Here is a 17817-nt window from a genome sequence, read left to right on the forward strand (position 1 = left end):
TCTTTCGCATGGGATTGGTTAACGCACCAATGAACGTGCGGTGGGATCTGACGGGGCAAATTATGACAAGCGCAGGGATTATTCAACGCAATCGCCGTCTCATTTTTTCCGCCGCAATAATTGCCCTTGCCGCGGGTATTTCTGGCTGCGCTACAACCGACAAAACAACCACCGGATCTATTTCCCCCGCTTCCACTACGGCAGCACCAGCGGGCAATTTCGATCAGATGAATGCGCAGCAGCTCGCGCAAGCATCATCCAGTCTTGGAGCGCGTTATCAAGGCAATCCCAAGGACAAGACCACGGCGATGAATTTTTCCACCGTGCTGCGTATGACAGGCCGCAATGATCAGGCACTAGCGGTCATGCGCAGTCTGGCCATTGCCTACCCGAAAGACCGTGATGTGCTTGCTGCCTATGGTAAGGCACTGGCGAGCAGCGGCGAATTTGAAGCGGCGCTTGATGCAATTCGCCGCGCGCAGACACCCGAATATCCCGATTGGAAACTGCTTTCCGCTGAAGGCGCTATCCTTGACCAGCTGGGCAAGACCAGCGAGGCCCGCAACATCTACAAGCAGGCTACGGACATCAATCCAAATGAGGCATCGCTGCTCTCCAATCTTGGCATGTCCTATGTCCTGTCAGGTGAGCTGAACACGGCCGAGACATATATGCGCAAGGCAGTTGGCGCTCAAGGTGCCGATAGCCGTGTCAGGCAGAATCTGGCGCTGGTTGTCGGACTGCAGGGCCGATTCGCCGAGGCGGAAACAATCGCCAAACAGGAACTCTCGCCGCAACAGGCAGAGACCAATGTCAGGTATCTTCGCTCGATGCTTGCCCAGCAGAACTCCTGGAACATGCTGAAAGACAAGAAGAAGCCCAACAACAGTTGAACCTTCCAAGAGCAATGGAAACAGCCGCATGATGAGAAGCGGTCTGTTTATTTGAGCGCGCCGAAAATGCCGCCTTGCGCCGAAACCTGAATGATCGCGGGTCCGAGAATGACCGCGAAAAGCACAGGCAGAAGAAACACAATCATCGGAACGGTCAATTTGGGCGGCAAGGCTGCCGCCTTCTTCTCGGCGGCATTCAGCCGGGCTTCGCGGCTTTCATCGGACAAGGTTCGAAGCGCGCCGCCTATGGATGTACCGTAACGTTCGGATTGGGTCAGGGCCTGTACGACTGATTTGACCGACTCCAGCCCAGTGCGCGTTGCAAGATTTTCATAGGCCAACCTCCGCTCGGGCAGAAAGGAAAGTTCTGCATTCGTCAGGACAAACTCTTCGGCTAGCGCCGTTGACTGAACGCCGATCTCCTCCGACACCTTCTTGAAGGCGGCCTCGATCGACATTCCGGATTCAACGCAGATCAGCATGAGATCAAGGGAATCCGGCCACGCCATCTGGATCGAGTGCTTGCGCTTGCTGCCCGCATTGCTAACATACAGATTGGGCGCGTAAAAACCGATATAGCCTCCAACGAGACATACGAGTACGCGTACCATTGTCGGCTGCCCCCAAAGACCATTCAGGCCGAATATCCAGAAGGCTGTCAGGGTGAATGTCAGAAATGGCAGACCGAAACGGGCCGCCAGGAACACATTCAGTGCATTCTGCCCGCGAAAGCCGGCGGTGCGCAACGATGCCAGCGTCTTTTCATCGGCAAGCGCCCGTTGCAGGTCCAGCTTTTCGACAAATTGCCGGACGCCCTGCCGCTGGGCCATGCGCAGGCTACCCTGCGAAGTGGCCTTATGTCGGCTGATGCTTTCAGCCGCAAGGCGCGTGCGATCTTTCGCTCGCAATTGATCCCGCTCCAAAGCCACCGATTTCATCCGCGTTTTCAAAACTGATGTGCGAAGTTTCGGCAGGAAAATCGTCATAACCGTTGCAAAGGCTGAAACAGCCACAAGCACAGCCCGAACGGTGTCCGGATTGTCATGCACGGCTTTGAGAAGGGAAGAAAACACCGCGCTTGCTCCGTCTAGAATTTGAAGTTGATCATTTTGCGCATCACAAGAATGCCGATGGACATCCAAACGCCTGCGCACATCATGATGAGGTTGCCTTTATCGGTCGTGAACAGCAGCGAAATGTAACCGGGGCTTGTTATGTAAACGAGCCCGGCAACAATGAAGGGCAATGCTCCGATAATATAGGCGGATGCCTTGGCTTCCATGGACAGAGCCTGCACTTTCGCCTTCATTTTTTTGCGGTCCCGCAATACGCGCGAAAGATTGCCAAGTGCTTCGGATAGATTGCCGCCCGCCTGCGATTGGATCTGGATGACGATGCCAAAGAAGCTTGCTTCGGGACAGGGCATGAACTCCGACATGCGCATTGCCGCTTCCGGAATACTCACGCCGACCTGCTGCATATCAACAATCCGCCGAAACTCCGTGCGGACAGGTTCCCGCGCTTCCTGCGCAATCAATCGAATTCCATCATTGAGCGGCAGTCCCGACCGTATGGCGCGCACGATGACGTCAATGGAGTTTGGAAATTCGTGCAGGAAGGCGGCAACGCGCCGCCGTCGCATATAATAAACAAAGGCGCGTGGCAGACCCAAAGCGCCAATCAGGAAGAAGCCAGGCGCCAGATAAAGCGGCGCGCCGAAGAATACGCGCAGAAACACCAGAACAATCCCGACAATGCCCGAATAAATATAAAAGCGCCTGACTGTGACTTTCAGGCCCGCCTGTTGGAGCAGCATCTTGAGCGGAGGGGATTTGATGTTCTTGTCGCGCAGCTTTTGCCGCTGGTCGATATCGTTCAGCGTATCCTGCACCGATTTGCGGCGCTTCACGGCCTCCGCCTGTTTATCCCGGGCGCTGGATTTACTCAGACTGTCGGTTGCTGCCAGCTTGACCGACTTTAAACGATCATCGGACTTTTTCTGCTGTTCGATTTGGTCGAAGACGCAGAAATAAGCCAAGGAGGCGAGCGAAAGTGTTGTCAGCACGACAAATGCGAGTTGCTCGAAATCAAGACCGAACATCGCCATGCTCCCGCCGCGCTAATGATCTCATGACTGGACTTCCATCGCGTCGATGGCCTGCGCCAGCCTATGCTCTTCATTGTAGTATCGTGCGCGATCCCAGAATTTCGGACGGCTCAATCCCGTCGAGACATGCTTTCCAACAAGACGGCCATTGGCGTCTTCGCCTTCGATATCGTAGACCATGAGGTCCTGCGTGATGATCACATCGCCTTCCATGCCAACGACCTCGGTCACATGGGTGATGCGCCGGGAGCCATCGCGCAGACGTGCGGCCTGAATGATAATATCGACAGAACCAACGATGATCTCACGCACGGTCCTTTGCGGCAGTGCGAAGCCACCCATGGCAATCATCGATTCCATACGGCTCAAACATTCGCGCGGGCTGTTGGCGTGAATGGTACCCATCGACCCGTCGTGGCCGGTGTTCATGGCAGACAGAAGATCGAAAACCTCGGGTCCGCGCACCTCACCGACGATAATACGTTCCGGGCGCATACGCAGGCAGTTCTTCACGAGATCACGCATGGTGATCTCGCCCTCGCCCTCCAGATTGGCCGGGCGGGTTTCAAGACGGACCACATGCGGCTGCTGCAACTGAAGTTCAGCGGAATCTTCGCAGGTGATGATACGTTCATCCCTGTCGATATAGTTCGTCAGGCAGTTCAGAAGCGTCGTCTTGCCCGAACCCGTACCACCCGAGATAACAATATTGCAGCGAACACGACCGATGATCTGCAGCAGTTCAGCGCCGGGAGGCGAGATGGCGCCAAGGCGAACCAGTTGATCAAGGGTCAGCTTGTCCTTCTTGAATTTGCGGATGGTGAGAATAGGTCCGTCAAGTGCAAGTGGTGGGGCAATGACATTGACGCGCGAGCCGTCAGGAAGACGCGCATCGCATATGGGGCTCGATTCATCAACACGGCGGCCAACCTGACTGACAATGCGCTGGCAGATGTTCAGAAGTTGCTGATTGTCGCGGAACCGGACGCTGGACTCCTGTACCTTTCCGAGGACTTCGATGTAGGTCTTGCGCGCACCGTTGACCATGATATCGGCAATATCATCGCGCGCCAGCAAAGGCTCCAGCGGACCATAGCCAAGAACATCGTTGCAGATATCATCGAGCAGTTCTTCCTGCTCGGCGATCGACATGGCAAAGTTCTTGATCGCGATGATGTCGTTGACGATGTCGCGGATTTCTTCGCGCGCAACGTCTGGATCAAGTTTCGACAATTGCGAAAGATCGATCGTATCGATCAATGCCGTAAACACCTGCGATTTGGTGTCGTAGTAGCTCTCGTTCTTTTCGCGTTGCGGTGCGGCTGGTTTTGACGGCTGTTCGACAACGGCAAGACGCTTTATCTCGGCAACATCGCGCGGAGAACGCGCAGCATCCGGTGCAGCGTGCATCGGCAACGCTGTCTCAAGCGCAATTGCCCGAAACTCCTGAATCGGGCGGCCTTCTCCCGTACTTCCGCGTTTGCCGAACATGGGTTTATTCCTTCAATGTCATTTCTTGCGCTTCAGTTTCGACAGGACTGAAGAAAGTACCGGCTTCCTCTTGGCCTTCAATTCGAGGCGGCCAGTCAGGATGTGGGCAATCTCATTGATGTTCTGGACAATTGCATTAGCGGAATCAGTCTCCGCAAGCATCCGTCCATTGTTGGCGGCATTTCCAAACAGGGCAGGATCAAACGGAATCACACCCAGCGGCGCAATTCCCAGCGGACTGCAAAAATCCGCCGGTGCAATCTCAGGCCGCTTGGGAATTCCAACCTGATTGAGAATGAGGCGCGGCGGCCCGTCATTCGGCCGCAACTGTTTCAATGTATCGAGCAGGTTTTTGGTGTTGCGCAGATTGGCTAGCTCAGGCGAAGCGACAATGACGATCTCGTCAGCCCGTGCGAGCGTGGTGCGGGTCCAGCCGTTCCAGGTGTGCGGAATATCCAATACCACATGGGGAACAGAGCGCTGGGCAACATCAATCAGATGAGCGAAGGAATCATCACGAAAGTCAAACACGCGGTCGAGCGTGGATGGGGCGGCAAGCAGAGACAGGTTCTCCGCACATTGGGCAAGAAGCCGGTCGAGATAGACATCATCAATGCGCTCTGGCGAAAAGACCGCTTCCGCTATGCCCTGCGGCGGGTCCTGATCAAAATTGATATTGGCTGTGCCATAGGGCAAATCCATATCGGCAATGACGACTTCGTTCTTGAAAAGCGACGAGATGGACCAGGCAATATTATGCGCAATGGTGGACGCACCAACACCACCCTTGGCACCGATAAATGCAATGGAACTTCCCAAAGGCTTGGCGTCTGGATCAACGAACAAGCCGCCGATCACGCCGATAATATCGGCCAGATCAATTGGAGCGACCATATATTCGGAAATGCCGTTGCGCAGAAGTTCGCGGTAAAGCCAGACATCATTGTAGTGACCGATAATGACGACCTTGGTGCTCGGATCGCAGACCTGAGAAAGCGCGGCAAGCTGTTCCAGCATATCGCGAGGCGCTGCCGATGATTCCAGAAGAATGAGATTGGGCGTCGGCATCGTCTGGAAGAGTTCGACGGCACTGCCTATCCCGCCCATATGCAGCTGGGCATGGGTCTTCGCCATGCGGCGGTCGTCACTTGCCCGCGATATCTGCTGTGCAACAGCGTCCGTTTCGCAAAATGCCTGTATCGATATGCGAGGTATGGGCCTGTAGGCATGCAGCCCGGTAGTGGCCGCACGCCCGCTGCCGTCCTCCAACTGAATTTCTGATTCAAAGGCCAACTGGCTCATTCTGGCATTCCGCTTTTCAAAAAGAGGTGCTGTTCATCTGTTAGTATTTGACTTCCTGCGTGTAGACAGGCTGCGGCGTTGTGGCGTTTCTGTAGGCATCGATCACCTTGCCGCGGCGTTCGGCATCAATTGAAGTGGTCGCTCTTGGTCCAAGCAAATCAGCCGGATTGGCAATCTGTGCCGCGAGATTGTTCTGACTGGCACAACCAAAATTCTGATAATGCTTGTTGTCGGCGGTATCGAGAATATCCTTGGGCCACTGGCCGCAAGGGCCTGTCGAGGCGGTCATTGCGGAATAAGACAGGCGAATGGGCGCCGATTCATCAGGATCAGCCTGATAGCGCTCGCTGGAAATATTGAACGGCTTTACGCCGCTTTTGCGCAAAGTCGCGATAATATCATCGCGCAACCGGGCGGCAGCACGCTCATTGGATGTGCCCGATGGCAACAGGATATGAATAACGCCGGAACCATTGGCATGATAATTGGCCAGCACATTCTGAACGATGCTGCGCTGGGTTATGGAGAGCCTGCTGTCGGCATGTCCAACCGGAATATCCGCAACCTGCTCTTTTTCCGAGATGACAATCGGGTGATTGGTTCGATAATCATCAGGGATACTGCCAACCGTTCCACTGCGGTCAGCGCAACCGGCAAGGAATGTGATCGCAATGAGAGCAAGCACCTGTTGCATGCGCATGGATTTCTTGTCTGACATGGAGAGGTCCTTGCTCATTTGTAGATGTATCCAACAACGCCTTCATAGCGCCCGGCCGGGGCGGCAGAAGCGTTCGTGCCATAGACCCGATTGACTTTGCCGAGGAACATTCCCGCCGCATCGCTGGCAAGGTTGAGATTATCGTCAGGGCGGGCAAGCGCATTGCGGGCCACCGGGCGAACGAGATAGGGCGTGATGATGATGACAAGCTCAGTTTCGTTGCGCACGAATTCACGGCTGCGGAACAGGGTGCCGAGTATCGGAATCTTGGAAAGTCCCGGAAAGCCCGATATTGCCTGGCGAGCATCATCGCGCATGAGTCCTGCGATCATCATTGATCCGCCGGACGGAAGCTCAACTGTGGTGTCAGCGAGGCGCTTGCGTATCGAAATGATATTTGCTGACAGCTCTTGGGCAGACGTACCCATAGGAAGAGAGCCTTCAACGGTAGGCTCAGACACAGATGTTCTGACTTTGAGACTGATGCGCCCCGGCGAAAGGACGACGGGCACAAATTCAAGGCCGATGCCGTATTCCACCGTCTTGTGTTCGCGCGTAACCTTGCCTTTATCGTCAACATCCTGTCCCGAAAGAATGTTGTATTCCCCACCTACGCGGAAGGTTGCCTTTTCGCCTGATATCGCTGTGAGGGTTGGTTCGGCCAATGTCTTCATCACACCGGCCAATTCCATTGCATTCAGGTATGCCCCGATCGATGTACTGCCGATCTTTGCATTTATACCGGCTCCAGACCCACTCAAGGGCACACCGAGACCTGCAACGTTTTGAGAAAGCCCGGCAAAGCTTATGCCGTTGCTGCTCCCTGAAGCCACGAGGTTCACACCCAGTTGCTTCATCACGGTGCGACTGACTTCCGCCACGGTAACCTTGAGCGTCACCTGATCTTCGCCGGCAATCTGGATCAGATTGACGATCTTGCTTTTCTGGCGTGCCTCATCCTGATTGCCAATGATGACACTGGTGCCACTACCGCCGGTTACGCTGTTCTGCGAATATTGACCGGTTGTTGCTTCACCGCCTGTTACCAGCAAGGTTGCAAGATCGGTCGCACGCTTGGCGTCGAGCGGGGTCTGCACTGTTCCCGTCAAAATCACATTATCATTGAGAAGCTCGACCTTGATGTCGGAATCGGGGATGTATTTCTTCAGACTGCCTTCAAGACCAGCGACATCGCGTTCGATCACCAGATCAAAGCTTGCAAGCTGCTCGCCATTTGGCCCGAAAACGAAGATATTCGTCTGACCGACCTGTTTTCCAAAGAGGTAGATGCGGCGGGCCGTGCGGGTAACAGCGTCAGCAACCGTCGGATTGGCAACAAGAATATCGTAGGCATCCGCGGGGAGATCAACGACAAGCGACTTATTGAGAGCAAGGTTGATCCGCTTCGATACGCCCTGCCCCTGGTTCAGCTTGACCACATTACTTTCAGCAACGGCACTTGTCTGTATTGGCAAAAGAGCGATGCCGCAGCCTGCTGCAATGAGTCCGGCTTTCCAGAATCGGGACAGGCGGTTGTCGCATTTGCGCGTCATGACGATTGATCGGAACTCCATTTTATTTGCGCCCCAATATTTCAGTGACAGTTCCGGATTTGATGAGTTTGACGTTTCCGGCACGTCCCGGTGAATTGACGAGGTATTCAGCGCCCGGCCCTGTCGGCTCCTGCACATCCTGCAGGGATCGCAGCACCAGCGTCATCCGGCTCGCCATCTGCTGCGCCACCGACAATATTTCTGCCTGTTGCGGGGTCAGTTCGAGCGTTGCGGTGGAGCCCACTTTGTTTTTCTGGCCGGTCTCGTCTTCCTGAATTGTTTGATCAATGGCGAGAACCCGCACATTGCTGAGAATTGTTTCGGTAGTGAATTGCTTCTGTTCGCCTTCCACCTGCCTGATCATGATCACGTCGACATAATCATTGGGCAGGATGAAGCCGCCAGCGGCGGTATCGGCCGCAATCTGCGTTGCCACTGCACGCATCCCGGCGGGCAATTGCGCTGACATGAAGCTCTGGCCCTTGCCGATCAGCTTGGCTTCACGGATCGGCTCTCCCGGAAATATCTGCAACCGGACGGTAGATCCGCTCAGTTCTTTTTCAGCGTTTGGTCGCTCTGAACGTTTGATGTAGCCGTCAGCCAATGCCGCTACAGGCCATGGCTGCCAGCGCATCTGGTTTTGCATTTCGGCACCAACGCCAAGGCCATCGGTGGCTACCAATACATCCTGAAGTTCAATTTGAGGCGGGGGCGGCGCGACGGCCTCAACAACCGGAGCATCGGGCTTCATATTCATTGCGATATAGCCAGCCGCACCGGCAGCCGTTATCGCCACGATGAGAATAACAACGCGTGCCTTTTGCATTGACGACCCCAATAGTTTTTCACCCACATTGCCCGGGGAACACCTTGGCTTCGCAATCGTGTAATTATGGTTAATACTTTGCTTAAAATGATGATTAATGGGGACAATCTGGTCGTATTTTGTACTGTTTCAATCCAATCCTACGCGCATGCCGTGCGGAGGATCGGAAAGCCAACCAGAGGCTGTTAAATATGGGCCAATCGGTCCACAACCCACAGACACATGGGCGATGACGGAAACACCAGCAAACCGGCTGCTCCGAGAGCCACACCGTAGGGCACGCCTTCCTCTTTCTGTGCCAATCGTTGCATGAAATTAAGCCGCCCCGCATATACAATAGCCAGGTGCGAGCTTCGATATCTAAGGATTGCCAGTGTCAGAGCCCCGCCAAGCAGCGACAGAATGAGCAGATAGCCTGCCAATTCCATGTTCCAGCCGATCCAGACTGCCGTTGACGTCATGAGCTTGGCATCGCCGCCGCCCATGGTTCCGGTCGCAAACAGCAGGAACGTGACCGCAAGAACTGCACCACCAGCTGCAAAATGCAGGCCGTAAATATCCCAAGGCATTCCGGTGAGAGGAGCCAGTACGGCAAACGAGACGAGCAAGATGACCGAGACACGGTTCTGGATTGTCATGGAGAGAAGATCGGATACGCCCGCAAATGCCATCGCAAAGGGGAAGACGATCAATATTGCTGCTTCAATCATCGCTCTTGTCCATCACGCCGAGCGTCTGAGCCGTTCTTGCGTTTGAACATCACTGGGCCACGTCTACAACTTTGGTAGAGACGCTTTCATAGGTGGCTTTGACGGCAGTTCCGAGCGTTCCTGCGCTGGAGACGATCCCGATGGAGATGATGGCCGCAATCAGGGCATATTCAATGGCAGTTGCTCCGGATCTGTTCCGGGGAAAGCCGGTGAAAGCATTGTCACCCGGCTCTGCGAGATGTTTTACGTTGAACATTGTGATCTCCCGCACTTCTGTTGCCATTTATCGTGGCCATTTTTGTAACGTGATATGTTTGGAGATTATCCGCGACGAATTGCTTTCATCTTAAAAAAGACCGTTACGAAAGGATGAAACTGAAGCCTAAAATTGTTGGCTCGACGTACACTGATGACCTATTGCCACGAACAGAGCAGCCGTTCAAAATTATGCTTAACAAGCGGTTCACGGATTAAGCCTTCTTTCACCAATCACGGGCATGGTTCATCCAACGATTTTGCGAAGGGCATTCCCATGGTTCGACATCACGGCACGATCATTGCACTTGCGCTTTTGGCTGCTCTGTCGAGCGCGGTACAAGCTGGTGCTGATACCGGCATCCATGTTGTGATGAATCAGGCCACCGTTCTGAAGCTGGCCCGCCCTGCGGATACGGTCGTTGTCGGCGATCCTGAAATAGCCGATGCGGTTGTGAAAGATTCAAAAACGGTGGTGCTCACAGGAAAAGGTTTCGGTGTGACGAACATTGTCATCATGGACGCCGATGGCAGCGCCATTGTCGATGATCACGTTCTCGTCAGCCGCAGCGTCGCCAACACCGTGCGCGTCTATAGGCGCGCTGCTGTCCAGACACTCTCATGCTCGCCCTTTTGCGAAACGTCCCAGAAGACCGACGCTGAAAAGAAATCCGATACGGAAATCGGCGGCAACTGATAATTTCTCCCGTTCACCTGCATCAAAGTTGAGAAAGAGTGAATTCACTCATCGCAATTTGCATCTGGCTTCAAACGAGATTCTAACATCTGGCTGATAGAGCTTTGTCCGGCGCGATAATACGGAGAAAGACAATCCATGGTGCGGGGAGCTGTTACAACTGATTTACAGGAAGGTAATGGCCCTTCTGGACCAGCATGCGGCGAACGCAGGCCTTCAATGTTTGCACGGTTCTGCAGGAACAATCGCGGTACCGTTGCAATCGAGTTTGCCCTGATTGCCCTTCCCTTCTTCCTGCTCATTTTTGCTATTATTGAAATCAGCCTGAGCTTTACCGCCGAACAGGTCATGTCCAACACCGTTGACGATCTCTCGCGCAAACTGAGAACCGGCCAGCTCAAAGCCAGCGACGTAAGCGGCACCAAGTTGGCGACGCTCATTTGCGGCCAGTTGCTCATGCCCGCAGCGGGTTGCCCTGATCTCGTCGTCGATTTGCAAACATATGCGACCTTCAAGGCTGTGCCGAAGACCATTCCACTCAAGGCGGACAACGATGTCGACGCGTCCGGGTTCAAGAACGCTCCCGGTGGCGCAGGAACAATCAATCAACTGCGGGTCTTTTACCGCTGGCCTATCCTTACCGATTTGATGAAGCCCCGCATTGAAAGCATAAAGGGGCAAGGGAAGACCCTGCTCTTCTCAACGGCAACCTGGCAAAACGAGCCCTATCTGTGATTGTCCGCCAGACTTCCCAACATTCCCCGTCTTCAGCGAGAGCCCGCACCATGCAGCCCTGTAAAAGCCTGTTTGCCATCGCCAGTAGTTTGAAAGCGTCTTTTACGGCTTTCCTGAGAGATCAACGTGGTGTTGCAGCAATGGAATTTGCATTGATTGCACCGGTGATGATCCTGCTGCTGCTTGGCAGCGTTGAAGTGACGAATGGAATTGACGTCAACAGGAAACTCGCGCGCTCCGGCAGTATGGTGGCCGATCTGGTGACGCAGCAGCAATCGGTCACGAAAGACCAGATTAACAATATCATGGAGATCGCCGGTCTGACGCTTCTGCCTTACCAGCGTGATTTACCGCAAATCACGGTGACATCCATCAATGTTCCTGGCGATGGCAGCAGTGCGACGGTTGCGTGGTCGCAGCGCCGGGTCAACCAGTCGGTCACAACGCCTTATGCGAAAGGCAGCACAATCGCCATTGATCCCAATTTGCGCGTCACGGGCACCGACATCACATTTGTGCGTGTTGAGACAAACATCGCCTACCTACCGCTCATCGCCTGGACGATGCAAAATCCTGTCGACACGTCCAGCGGCACCACAGGCAAAGGCATTGCCATGGCGAAGATGATCTATGGCCGCGTCCGTCAAGGTAAAGCAGTCGCTTGCAGCAATTGCTGAGATAACAGATCGCCTTCAAGAGCTGCTGTTACTTGATGTTTGTCATCCGCTTCAGTTTCACCTATCTGTGGAAGGTGGTTCTGATGGAGTAATGCATGTCTCGCGCTTTTCTTTTTGTGCTCGATTCCTTTGGCATAGGCGGCGCGCCGGATGCTGCAGCTTTTGGTGATGCAGGCGCAACAACGCTGGGGCATATTGCGGAAGCATGCGCTCAAGGACGCGGCGACAAGGATGGGTTGCGTTCCGGCCCGCTCGCTCTGCCAAAAATGGCTTCACTCGGTCTCTTCCACGCAGCCAATCTTGCGTCTGACTTTGAAATTCCGTCTGATATAACTGATCCGGTCGGATTGTGGGGAGCCGCAGAAGAGGTTTCCAATGGCAAGGATACACCGTCAGGTCATTGGGAAATCGCTGGCGTACCCGTAACCTTTAACTGGGGTTACTTCCCGCAGGTAATCCCGACCTTTCCCGACAGTCTGATTGCAGAAGCCGTCCGCCGTGCCAATTTACCGGGTATTCTGGGCAACAAACATGCGTCCGGAACTGACATCATCGAGGAGTATGGCGAAGAGCACATTCGCAGCGGCAAGCCGATTTTCTATACGTCAACGGATTCCGTGATCCAGATCGCTGCGCACGAACAGCATTTTGGCCTCGACCGGCTTTACAAGCTTTGCGAGATCATGCGCGAGCTGGTCGATCCGCTGAATATTGGCAGGGTGATCGCACGGCCATTTGTCGGCGAAACCAAAGAAACCTTTGAGCGCACCGGTAATCGCCGCGACTATTCCGTCCCACCACCCGAACCGACATTGCTTGACCGCCTGACCGATGCTGGCCGCACTGTCATCGCGATCGGCAAGATCGGCGATATCTATGCGCATAAGGGCGTATCACAGGTGCGCAAGGCCAATGGCAATATGGCCCTTTTTGACGAAACGTTGATTGCCATGGACGATGCGCAGGACGGTGATCTGGTCTTCACCAACTTTGTCGATTTTGACATGCTTTACGGCCATCGCCGTGATGTACCCGGTTACGCCGCAGCCCTCGAAGCCTTTGACCGCCGCCTGCCGGAAGCTTTGGCAAAATTGCGGGCCGGTGATCTGCTCATCCTGACAGCCGATCATGGTTGTGATCCAACCTTCAAGGGGACAGATCACACGCGCGAACGCGTTCCGGTTCTGTGTTTCGGGCCTGACCTGCCGCACGGATCGCTGGGTGTGCGTCCGACCTTTGCCGATATTGGTGAAACGATTGCTGCTCATCTCGACATTGCACCCGGCCCACACGGCAAGAGCTTTCTGCGAGGCACAGCATCCCATGCCTGAACTTCCTGAAGTCGAAACAGTGCGCCGTGGGTTGCAGCCCTTCATGGAAGGCGCAACCATTGCGCGCGTCGAGCAGCGCAGACCGGATCTGCGCTTTCCTTTTCCGGAAAATTTCGCGCAAAGGCTGACGGGGCGCCGGATCGATTCTCTGGAACGCCGGGCCAAATATCTGATTGTACATCTCGACGATGGTTTGGGATTGATCAGCCATCTGGGAATGTCTGGCTCCTATCGGATCGAGCAGGACGAGGAAGAAACGGCGCCGGGTGTGTTTCACCATGAACGATCGCGAAATACGACACACGACCATGTGGTGATCCATGTGGAATCAAAAGAACGTGTGAAAAGTCGTATCATCTACAACGATCCACGCCGTTTCGGCTTTATGCTGTTTGCTGAACCCGGTGCGCTCAACACCCACAAATTCATTCAGGATCTCGGCATCGAACCCACGGGCAACCGACTGGATGGCGCACTGCTCGCAAAACTTTTCGAGAACAAGAATGCGCCGTTGAAAGCAGCCCTGCTGGATCAGACATTGATTGCCGGCCTTGGCAATATCTATGTCTGCGAAGCTCTCTGGCGCGCCGAGCTGTCGCCTTTGCGCGTCGCCGGGTCCATCGCTGGCGAGAACAGCGAACCTACTCCCATGGCGGAGCGGCTTGCCACCTCCATTCGCTCCGTCATCTCCGATGCGATTGCCGCAGGCGGGTCCAGTCTGAAGGACTACCGGCAGACCGACGGGGAGCTTGGCTATTTCCAGCATTCATTTTCTGTCTACGATCGCGAAGGCGAGCCTTGCCCGCGTCCTGCCTGTGATGGCACGGTAACGCGCATCGTCCAAAGCGGACGGTCGACATTTTTCTGCCCGATCTGCCAGCATTAGGAGGAGTACCCGCATGGCCTACGAAAATATCATCGTCGAAACGCGCGAGAAGGTTGGCTTCATTCAACTTAATCGACCGCAGGCACTGAATGCGCTGAATTCCGCCTTGCTTGCCGAGCTGAGCGCGGCGCTGGAAGACTTCGAAAAGGACGACCGGATCGGTGCCGTTGTCATTACCGGCTCTGAGAAGGCATTTGCTGCCGGTGCCGACATCAAGGAAATGCAGACACTCCAATTCGCCGATGCTTATCTCAGCGATTATTTCAGCGAATGGGAGCGGGTCACGCGTCTGCGCAAACCGCTGATCGCCGCGGTGGCGGGCTATGCGCTGGGCGGTGGCTGCGAGCTTGCCATGATGTGCGATTTCATCATTGCAGCAGATACCGCCAAATTCGGGCAACCCGAGATTACACTTGGCGTCATGCCCGGCATGGGTGGCTCCCAGCGGTTAACGCGCTTTGTCGGCAAGTCCAAGGCAATGGACCTGTGCCTGACCGGACGCATGATGGACGCTGCAGAAGCGGAGCGAAGCGGCCTTGTGGCGCGCGTGGTGCCCGCTGGCGAGCTTATTGAGGAAGCATTGAAGGCGGCCAAGAAAGTTGCCTCCTTCTCTCTGCCGGTTGTCATGATGACCAAGGAGACGGTCAACCGCGCCTATGAAACAACGCTGTCAGAAGGATTGAGGTTCGAACGGCGCTTGTTCCATTCCATGTTTGCGCTGGAAGATCAGAAAGAGGGAATGGCGGCCTTTGCGGAAAAGCGCACGCCAAATTTCAAGAATCGTTGAGGGTGAAATATCCACCGGCAAGGCGACGATTCCAAGTTGACGCAACAGGAAACGTCATCTATAAGCCCGACAACGTTTGGTGGCCCCTCGGCCACCCTATTATTTTGTGACGGCCGCTTTGAAGCTGCCGAGTAGCTGACAGAAAAGAGAGGCATCATGGCCAACACTCCTTCGGCCAAGAAAGCGGCGCGTAAGATTGAAGCCCGCACCGAAGTAAATAAATCCCGCCGCTCACGCGTGCGCACCTTCCTTCGCAAGTTCGAAGATGCGGTGGCAAGCGGTGATCAGGCAGCCGCTTCCGTAGCCTTCAAGGCTGTTGAACCGGAAGTGATGCGCGCTGCTACCAAAGGCGTGATGCACAAGAACACGGCATCCCGGAAGGTTTCCCGTCTTGCACAGCGCCTTAAGGGCATGTCTGCGTAACTAGACAGAAATAGTCTATTTTGAACCCGGCTGGTCTTTAGCCGGGTTTTTTATTTGCCGTTTTTTTGAGCATAAATTCGTTTCCAGCGAAAAAGATTGTGGCATATCAAAACCCTGACATATGCCGGTCACAAAGAGTTTCATACAAAAAGCGACAATCATCATTTCTTGTTTAATATCAATTACTTACAGAAGGTAGTCATTGTATGCCGACCCCAGCCGGGAGAATCTGCCACCCCAGCCACTGTCAAGCGATAATTTAATATTTTTTTTTGATCGCGTGAGTCTGCGGTGCAGCAAAATCCGCATTCCAAAAAAGGCTTTGAATCCGAAGGCTTTTTCCCGGCTGAACCGGGAGTCGTTAAAAAAAACGTAAAAGCGTTAACCTTTTATTTACTAAAAAAGCGTCGTGCCTGCCCTTGCCCTCACCGCAAAGGTTTTTGTAAGGTCCAGACATCGAAGGGGTGGGCAAAAACCCATTTAACAGGCTTATAAATTTAGTGGGTTCGGACGCAGATTTTTTGTTTGCGTAACGAGTAAGTTTTGTCGGTATTCAGGTTTTATACGGGCCTGGGTCGTTTCAGAAAAGAAGCAAGTTGGCGGCGCTGGCATCAGCCGGGCGTGAGTCTTTTTGCGCCTAAGTTGAGAAGGATATGGACGTGGCAGTTTTTAGAATTTCAGTGCGAGATTGTTCTGATCTGTATTACGCGTCCTTGACCCTGTCCAACCATTAGCTTCAGGAGAGTGGGGGCCGATCATAGGGGTGATCGGTTTTTCAGGACTGCCAACCGGTCTCAGACCGGTCCACATGAGAACACGGGCACAATAAAGCCCGAACAGATAAATATCAGGATGAGGCGATGACAATGACCAGCGGAATAATGGAAAACGGCACGAATGCAGCCATGGTACCGCTCCATATGGATGAAGGGAAAAGCATGTCGGCCGGCAACGAGGGCGAAATGATTTTCGAGAGGGTCAAGACCAAGCTCAAGGCCAAACTCGGAAATGAAGTTTACTCCAGCTGGTTTGGTCGTCTGAAACTGGATGAAACGTCGAAGAGCATCGTTCGCCTTTCCGTGCCAACCGCATTTCTCCGTTCCTGGATCAACAACCACTACTCCGACATGATCAACACGTTGTGGCGTGAAGAGGACGAACAGGTTCTCAAGGTCGAGATCGTATTCCGTAGCGCCAGCCGTGCCTGCCGTCCTTCGCTGGAAGCAGAGCCAGCATTGCGTGCCGACCCTCGTGCCATTACCCGTGACAAGCCAGTTTTCCCTGTCGGCAGCACATCGCAGGACAAGAAGGCACCGGCACATTTCGCTGACCGCGCGACGGATCGTCCCGGACAGAACTCTGTCTTCGGTTCGCCGCTGGACCCTCGCTATACGTTCGAGACATTTGTTGATGGTACGCCGAACCGCGTTGCCCTCGCTGCTGCGCGCACCATCGCTGATGCAGGTGCCAGCGCCGTCCGTTTCAACCCGCTGTTCATCCATGCCTCTGTGGGTCTCGGCAAGACACACCTTTTGCAGGCAATTGCTGCTGATGCATTGAAGCGCTCGGAACGCGCCCGTGTGGTTTATCTCACAGCTGAATATTTCATGTGGCGCTTTGCAACGGCTATCCGCGACAACAATGCGCTCTCTTTCAAGGAACAGCTGCGCGACATCGACCTTCTGATCATTGACGACATGCAGTTCCTGCAGGGCAAGTCGATCCAGCATGAATTCTGCCATCTGATCAACACCTTGCTCGACAGCGCAAAGCAGGTCGTCGTGGCCGCTGACCGTCCGCCGTCAGAACTGGAATCGCTTGATGCGCGCGTACGTTCGCGCCTGCAGGGTGGTGTAGCTCTTGAAATGATCTCCCCTGATTATGGAATGCGTCTGGAAATTCTCAAGCGCCGTCTGGTTTCAGCCCAGCACGAAGACCAGTCGCTTGATATTTCGCCCGAGATTCTCGATCACGTTGCCCAGTCCGTTACGGGAAGCGGCCGCGAACTCGAAGGCGCGTTCAACCAGCTTCTGTTCCGTCAGACGTTCGAGCCCAACCTTTCCGTAGACCGGGTCGATGAGTTGCTGAGCCATTTGATGCGCGGCGGCGAAGCCAAGCGCATCCGCATCGAAGAAATCCAGCGCATTGTTGCCCGCCACTACAACGTGTCCAAGCAGGACCTTCTGTCCAACCGTCGTACACGCACCATCGTGAAGCCACGCCAGATTGCCATGTATCTTGCCAAGATGCTCACGCCCCGTTCGTTGCCGGAAATCGGCCGGCGCTTTGGCGGCCGTGATCACACCACAGTTCTGCATGCGGTGCGTAAGATCGAGGATATTGTCGGCAAGGACCAGAAACTGTCGCAGGAACTTGAACTCCTCAAGCGCCTGATCAACGATCAGGCCCAGTAAGCCACCACGCCA

Annotated in this window: 17 protein-coding genes and 1 pseudogene; 9 read left to right on the top strand and 9 right to left on the bottom strand. The window is 54.5% G+C overall.

The genetic code is table 11. The features are described from left to right. Positions 1-62 precede the first annotated feature (62 nt). A complete protein-coding gene (locus BLU05_RS06125) occupies positions 63-893 on the top strand; it encodes a tetratricopeptide repeat protein (protein ID WP_091880088.1) in 831 nt (276 codons plus the stop codon). 47 nt (positions 894-940) lie between these two features. Here BLU05_RS06125 and BLU05_RS06130 read toward each other — a convergent pair whose 3' ends face one another. The 9 genes from BLU05_RS06130 to BLU05_RS06170 all read right to left on the bottom strand — a co-directional run bounded on the left by BLU05_RS06130 (position 941) and on the right by BLU05_RS06170 (position 9856). Then, positions 941-1966 carry a type II secretion system F family protein gene (locus tag BLU05_RS06130; RefSeq protein ID WP_244518214.1) on the bottom strand — a complete coding sequence of 342 codons (1026 nt, stop codon included), beginning with the start codon at positions 1964-1966 and terminating at the stop codon, positions 941-943. 14 nt (positions 1967-1980) lie between these two features. Beyond that, the gene (locus tag BLU05_RS06135) at positions 1981-2994 is read right to left on the bottom strand and encodes a type II secretion system F family protein (protein ID WP_091878610.1); all 1014 of its coding nucleotides are present in this window, start codon (positions 2992-2994) and stop codon (positions 1981-1983) included. Positions 2995-3021: 27 nt separating this feature from the next. Then, positions 3022-4491 (bottom strand): CpaF family protein, encoded by a 1470-nt coding sequence (locus BLU05_RS06140; RefSeq protein WP_091878611.1) that lies wholly within the window; start codon positions 4489-4491, stop codon positions 3022-3024. A gap of 18 nt (positions 4492-4509) precedes the next feature. After that, positions 4510-5793 (bottom strand): AAA family ATPase, encoded by a 1284-nt coding sequence (locus BLU05_RS06145; protein ID WP_091878613.1) that lies wholly within the window; start codon positions 5791-5793, stop codon positions 4510-4512. A 40-nt stretch (positions 5794-5833) separates the two neighbouring features. Then, the gene (locus tag BLU05_RS06150) at positions 5834-6529 is read right to left on the bottom strand and encodes a CpaD family pilus assembly protein (protein ID WP_244518216.1); all 696 of its coding nucleotides are present in this window, start codon (positions 6527-6529) and stop codon (positions 5834-5836) included. Beyond that, positions 6526-8085 carry a type II and III secretion system protein family protein gene (locus tag BLU05_RS06155; protein ID WP_091878614.1) on the bottom strand — a complete coding sequence of 520 codons (1560 nt, stop codon included), beginning with the start codon at positions 8083-8085 and terminating at the stop codon, positions 6526-6528. The genes BLU05_RS06150 and BLU05_RS06155 overlap by 4 nt, the downstream gene beginning before the upstream one ends. Before the next feature lies 1 nt (position 8086). Next, positions 8087-8890 carry a Flp pilus assembly protein CpaB gene (gene cpaB / locus BLU05_RS06160; RefSeq protein WP_091878616.1) on the bottom strand — a complete coding sequence of 268 codons (804 nt, stop codon included), beginning with the start codon at positions 8888-8890 and terminating at the stop codon, positions 8087-8089. 185 nt (positions 8891-9075) lie between these two features. After that, the gene (locus BLU05_RS06165; protein ID WP_091878617.1) at positions 9076-9600 is read right to left on the bottom strand and encodes an A24 family peptidase; all 525 of its coding nucleotides are present in this window, start codon (positions 9598-9600) and stop codon (positions 9076-9078) included. Between the two features lie 49 nt (positions 9601-9649). After that, positions 9650-9856, bottom strand: coding sequence for a Flp family type IVb pilin (locus tag BLU05_RS06170; RefSeq protein WP_091878619.1), 207 nt, complete (start codon positions 9854-9856; stop codon positions 9650-9652). Between the two features lie 276 nt (positions 9857-10132). On the opposite strand from BLU05_RS06170, the gene BLU05_RS06175 reads away from it, so the two are divergent. The 8 genes and pseudogenes from BLU05_RS06175 to dnaA form a co-directional block, all read left to right on the top strand. Continuing rightward, positions 10133-10552: a pilus assembly protein N-terminal domain-containing protein gene (locus BLU05_RS06175; protein ID WP_091880093.1), complete on the top strand. Its 420-nt coding sequence runs from the start codon at positions 10133-10135 to the stop codon at positions 10550-10552. A gap of 219 nt (positions 10553-10771) precedes the next feature. Continuing rightward, the gene (locus BLU05_RS06180) at positions 10772-11287 is read left to right on the top strand and encodes a TadE/TadG family type IV pilus assembly protein (protein ID WP_091878620.1); all 516 of its coding nucleotides are present in this window, start codon (positions 10772-10774) and stop codon (positions 11285-11287) included. Between the two features lie 140 nt (positions 11288-11427). Further along, positions 11428-11964: a TadE/TadG family type IV pilus assembly protein gene (locus BLU05_RS06185; RefSeq protein WP_175540536.1), complete on the top strand. Its 537-nt coding sequence runs from the start codon at positions 11428-11430 to the stop codon at positions 11962-11964. Between the two features lie 95 nt (positions 11965-12059). Beyond that, positions 12060-13295 carry a phosphopentomutase gene (locus BLU05_RS06190; RefSeq protein WP_091878623.1) on the top strand — a complete coding sequence of 412 codons (1236 nt, stop codon included), beginning with the start codon at positions 12060-12062 and terminating at the stop codon, positions 13293-13295. Next, the gene (mutM, locus tag BLU05_RS06195; protein WP_091878625.1) at positions 13288-14181 is read left to right on the top strand and encodes a bifunctional DNA-formamidopyrimidine glycosylase/DNA-(apurinic or apyrimidinic site) lyase; all 894 of its coding nucleotides are present in this window, start codon (positions 13288-13290) and stop codon (positions 14179-14181) included. The genes BLU05_RS06190 and mutM overlap by 8 nt, the downstream gene beginning before the upstream one ends. A 13-nt stretch (positions 14182-14194) precedes the next feature. Continuing rightward, entirely contained in the window at positions 14195-14968 is a 774-nt protein-coding gene (locus BLU05_RS06200; protein ID WP_091878627.1) for an enoyl-CoA hydratase, read from the top strand. Between the two features lie 156 nt (positions 14969-15124). Next, entirely contained in the window at positions 15125-15391 is a 267-nt protein-coding gene (gene rpsT / locus BLU05_RS06205) for a 30S ribosomal protein S20 (protein ID WP_091878628.1), read from the top strand. 968 nt (positions 15392-16359) lie between these two features. Further along, positions 16360-17805, top strand: a pseudogene (gene dnaA / locus BLU05_RS06210) (chromosomal replication initiator protein DnaA); the annotation flags it as partial. Between the last annotated feature and the right edge of the window lie 12 nt (positions 17806-17817).

The organism is Phyllobacterium sp. OV277 (genome assembly GCF_900104355.1).
In the GTDB taxonomy this organism is placed as follows: Bacteria; Pseudomonadota; Alphaproteobacteria; order Rhizobiales; family Rhizobiaceae; genus Phyllobacterium.

What these genes read in the sequence shown, in the direction of transcription:
- BLU05_RS06125 (WP_091880088.1), top strand. Translation starts at nt 63, where the DNA reads ATGACAAGCGCAGGGATTATTCAACGCAATCGCCGTCTCATTTTTTCC.
- BLU05_RS06135 (WP_091878610.1), bottom strand. Translation starts at nt 2,994, where the DNA reads ATGTTCGGTCTTGATTTCGAGCAACTCGCATTTGTCGTGCTGACAACA.
- BLU05_RS06140 (WP_091878611.1), bottom strand. Translation starts at nt 4,491, where the DNA reads ATGTTCGGCAAACGCGGAAGTACGGGAGAAGGCCGCCCGATTCAGGAG.
- BLU05_RS06145 (WP_091878613.1), bottom strand. Translation starts at nt 5,793, where the DNA reads ATGAGCCAGTTGGCCTTTGAATCAGAAATTCAGTTGGAGGACGGCAGC.
- BLU05_RS06150 (WP_244518216.1), bottom strand. Translation starts at nt 6,529, where the DNA reads ATGAGCAAGGACCTCTCCATGTCAGACAAGAAATCCATGCGCATGCAA.
- BLU05_RS06155 (WP_091878614.1), bottom strand. Translation starts at nt 8,085, where the DNA reads ATGGAGTTCCGATCAATCGTCATGACGCGCAAATGCGACAACCGCCTG.
- cpaB (WP_091878616.1), bottom strand. Translation starts at nt 8,890, where the DNA reads ATGCAAAAGGCACGCGTTGTTATTCTCATCGTGGCGATAACGGCTGCC.
- BLU05_RS06165 (WP_091878617.1), bottom strand. Translation starts at nt 9,600, where the DNA reads ATGATTGAAGCAGCAATATTGATCGTCTTCCCCTTTGCGATGGCATTT.
- BLU05_RS06170 (WP_091878619.1), bottom strand. Translation starts at nt 9,856, where the DNA reads ATGTTCAACGTAAAACATCTCGCAGAGCCGGGTGACAATGCTTTCACC.
- BLU05_RS06175 (WP_091880093.1), top strand. Translation starts at nt 10,133, where the DNA reads ATGGTTCGACATCACGGCACGATCATTGCACTTGCGCTTTTGGCTGCT.
- BLU05_RS06180 (WP_091878620.1), top strand. Translation starts at nt 10,772, where the DNA reads ATGTTTGCACGGTTCTGCAGGAACAATCGCGGTACCGTTGCAATCGAG.
- BLU05_RS06185 (WP_175540536.1), top strand. Translation starts at nt 11,428, where the DNA reads ATGGAATTTGCATTGATTGCACCGGTGATGATCCTGCTGCTGCTTGGC.
- BLU05_RS06190 (WP_091878623.1), top strand. Translation starts at nt 12,060, where the DNA reads ATGTCTCGCGCTTTTCTTTTTGTGCTCGATTCCTTTGGCATAGGCGGC.
- mutM (WP_091878625.1), top strand. Translation starts at nt 13,288, where the DNA reads ATGCCTGAACTTCCTGAAGTCGAAACAGTGCGCCGTGGGTTGCAGCCC.
- BLU05_RS06200 (WP_091878627.1), top strand. Translation starts at nt 14,195, where the DNA reads ATGGCCTACGAAAATATCATCGTCGAAACGCGCGAGAAGGTTGGCTTC.
- rpsT (WP_091878628.1), top strand. Translation starts at nt 15,125, where the DNA reads ATGGCCAACACTCCTTCGGCCAAGAAAGCGGCGCGTAAGATTGAAGCC.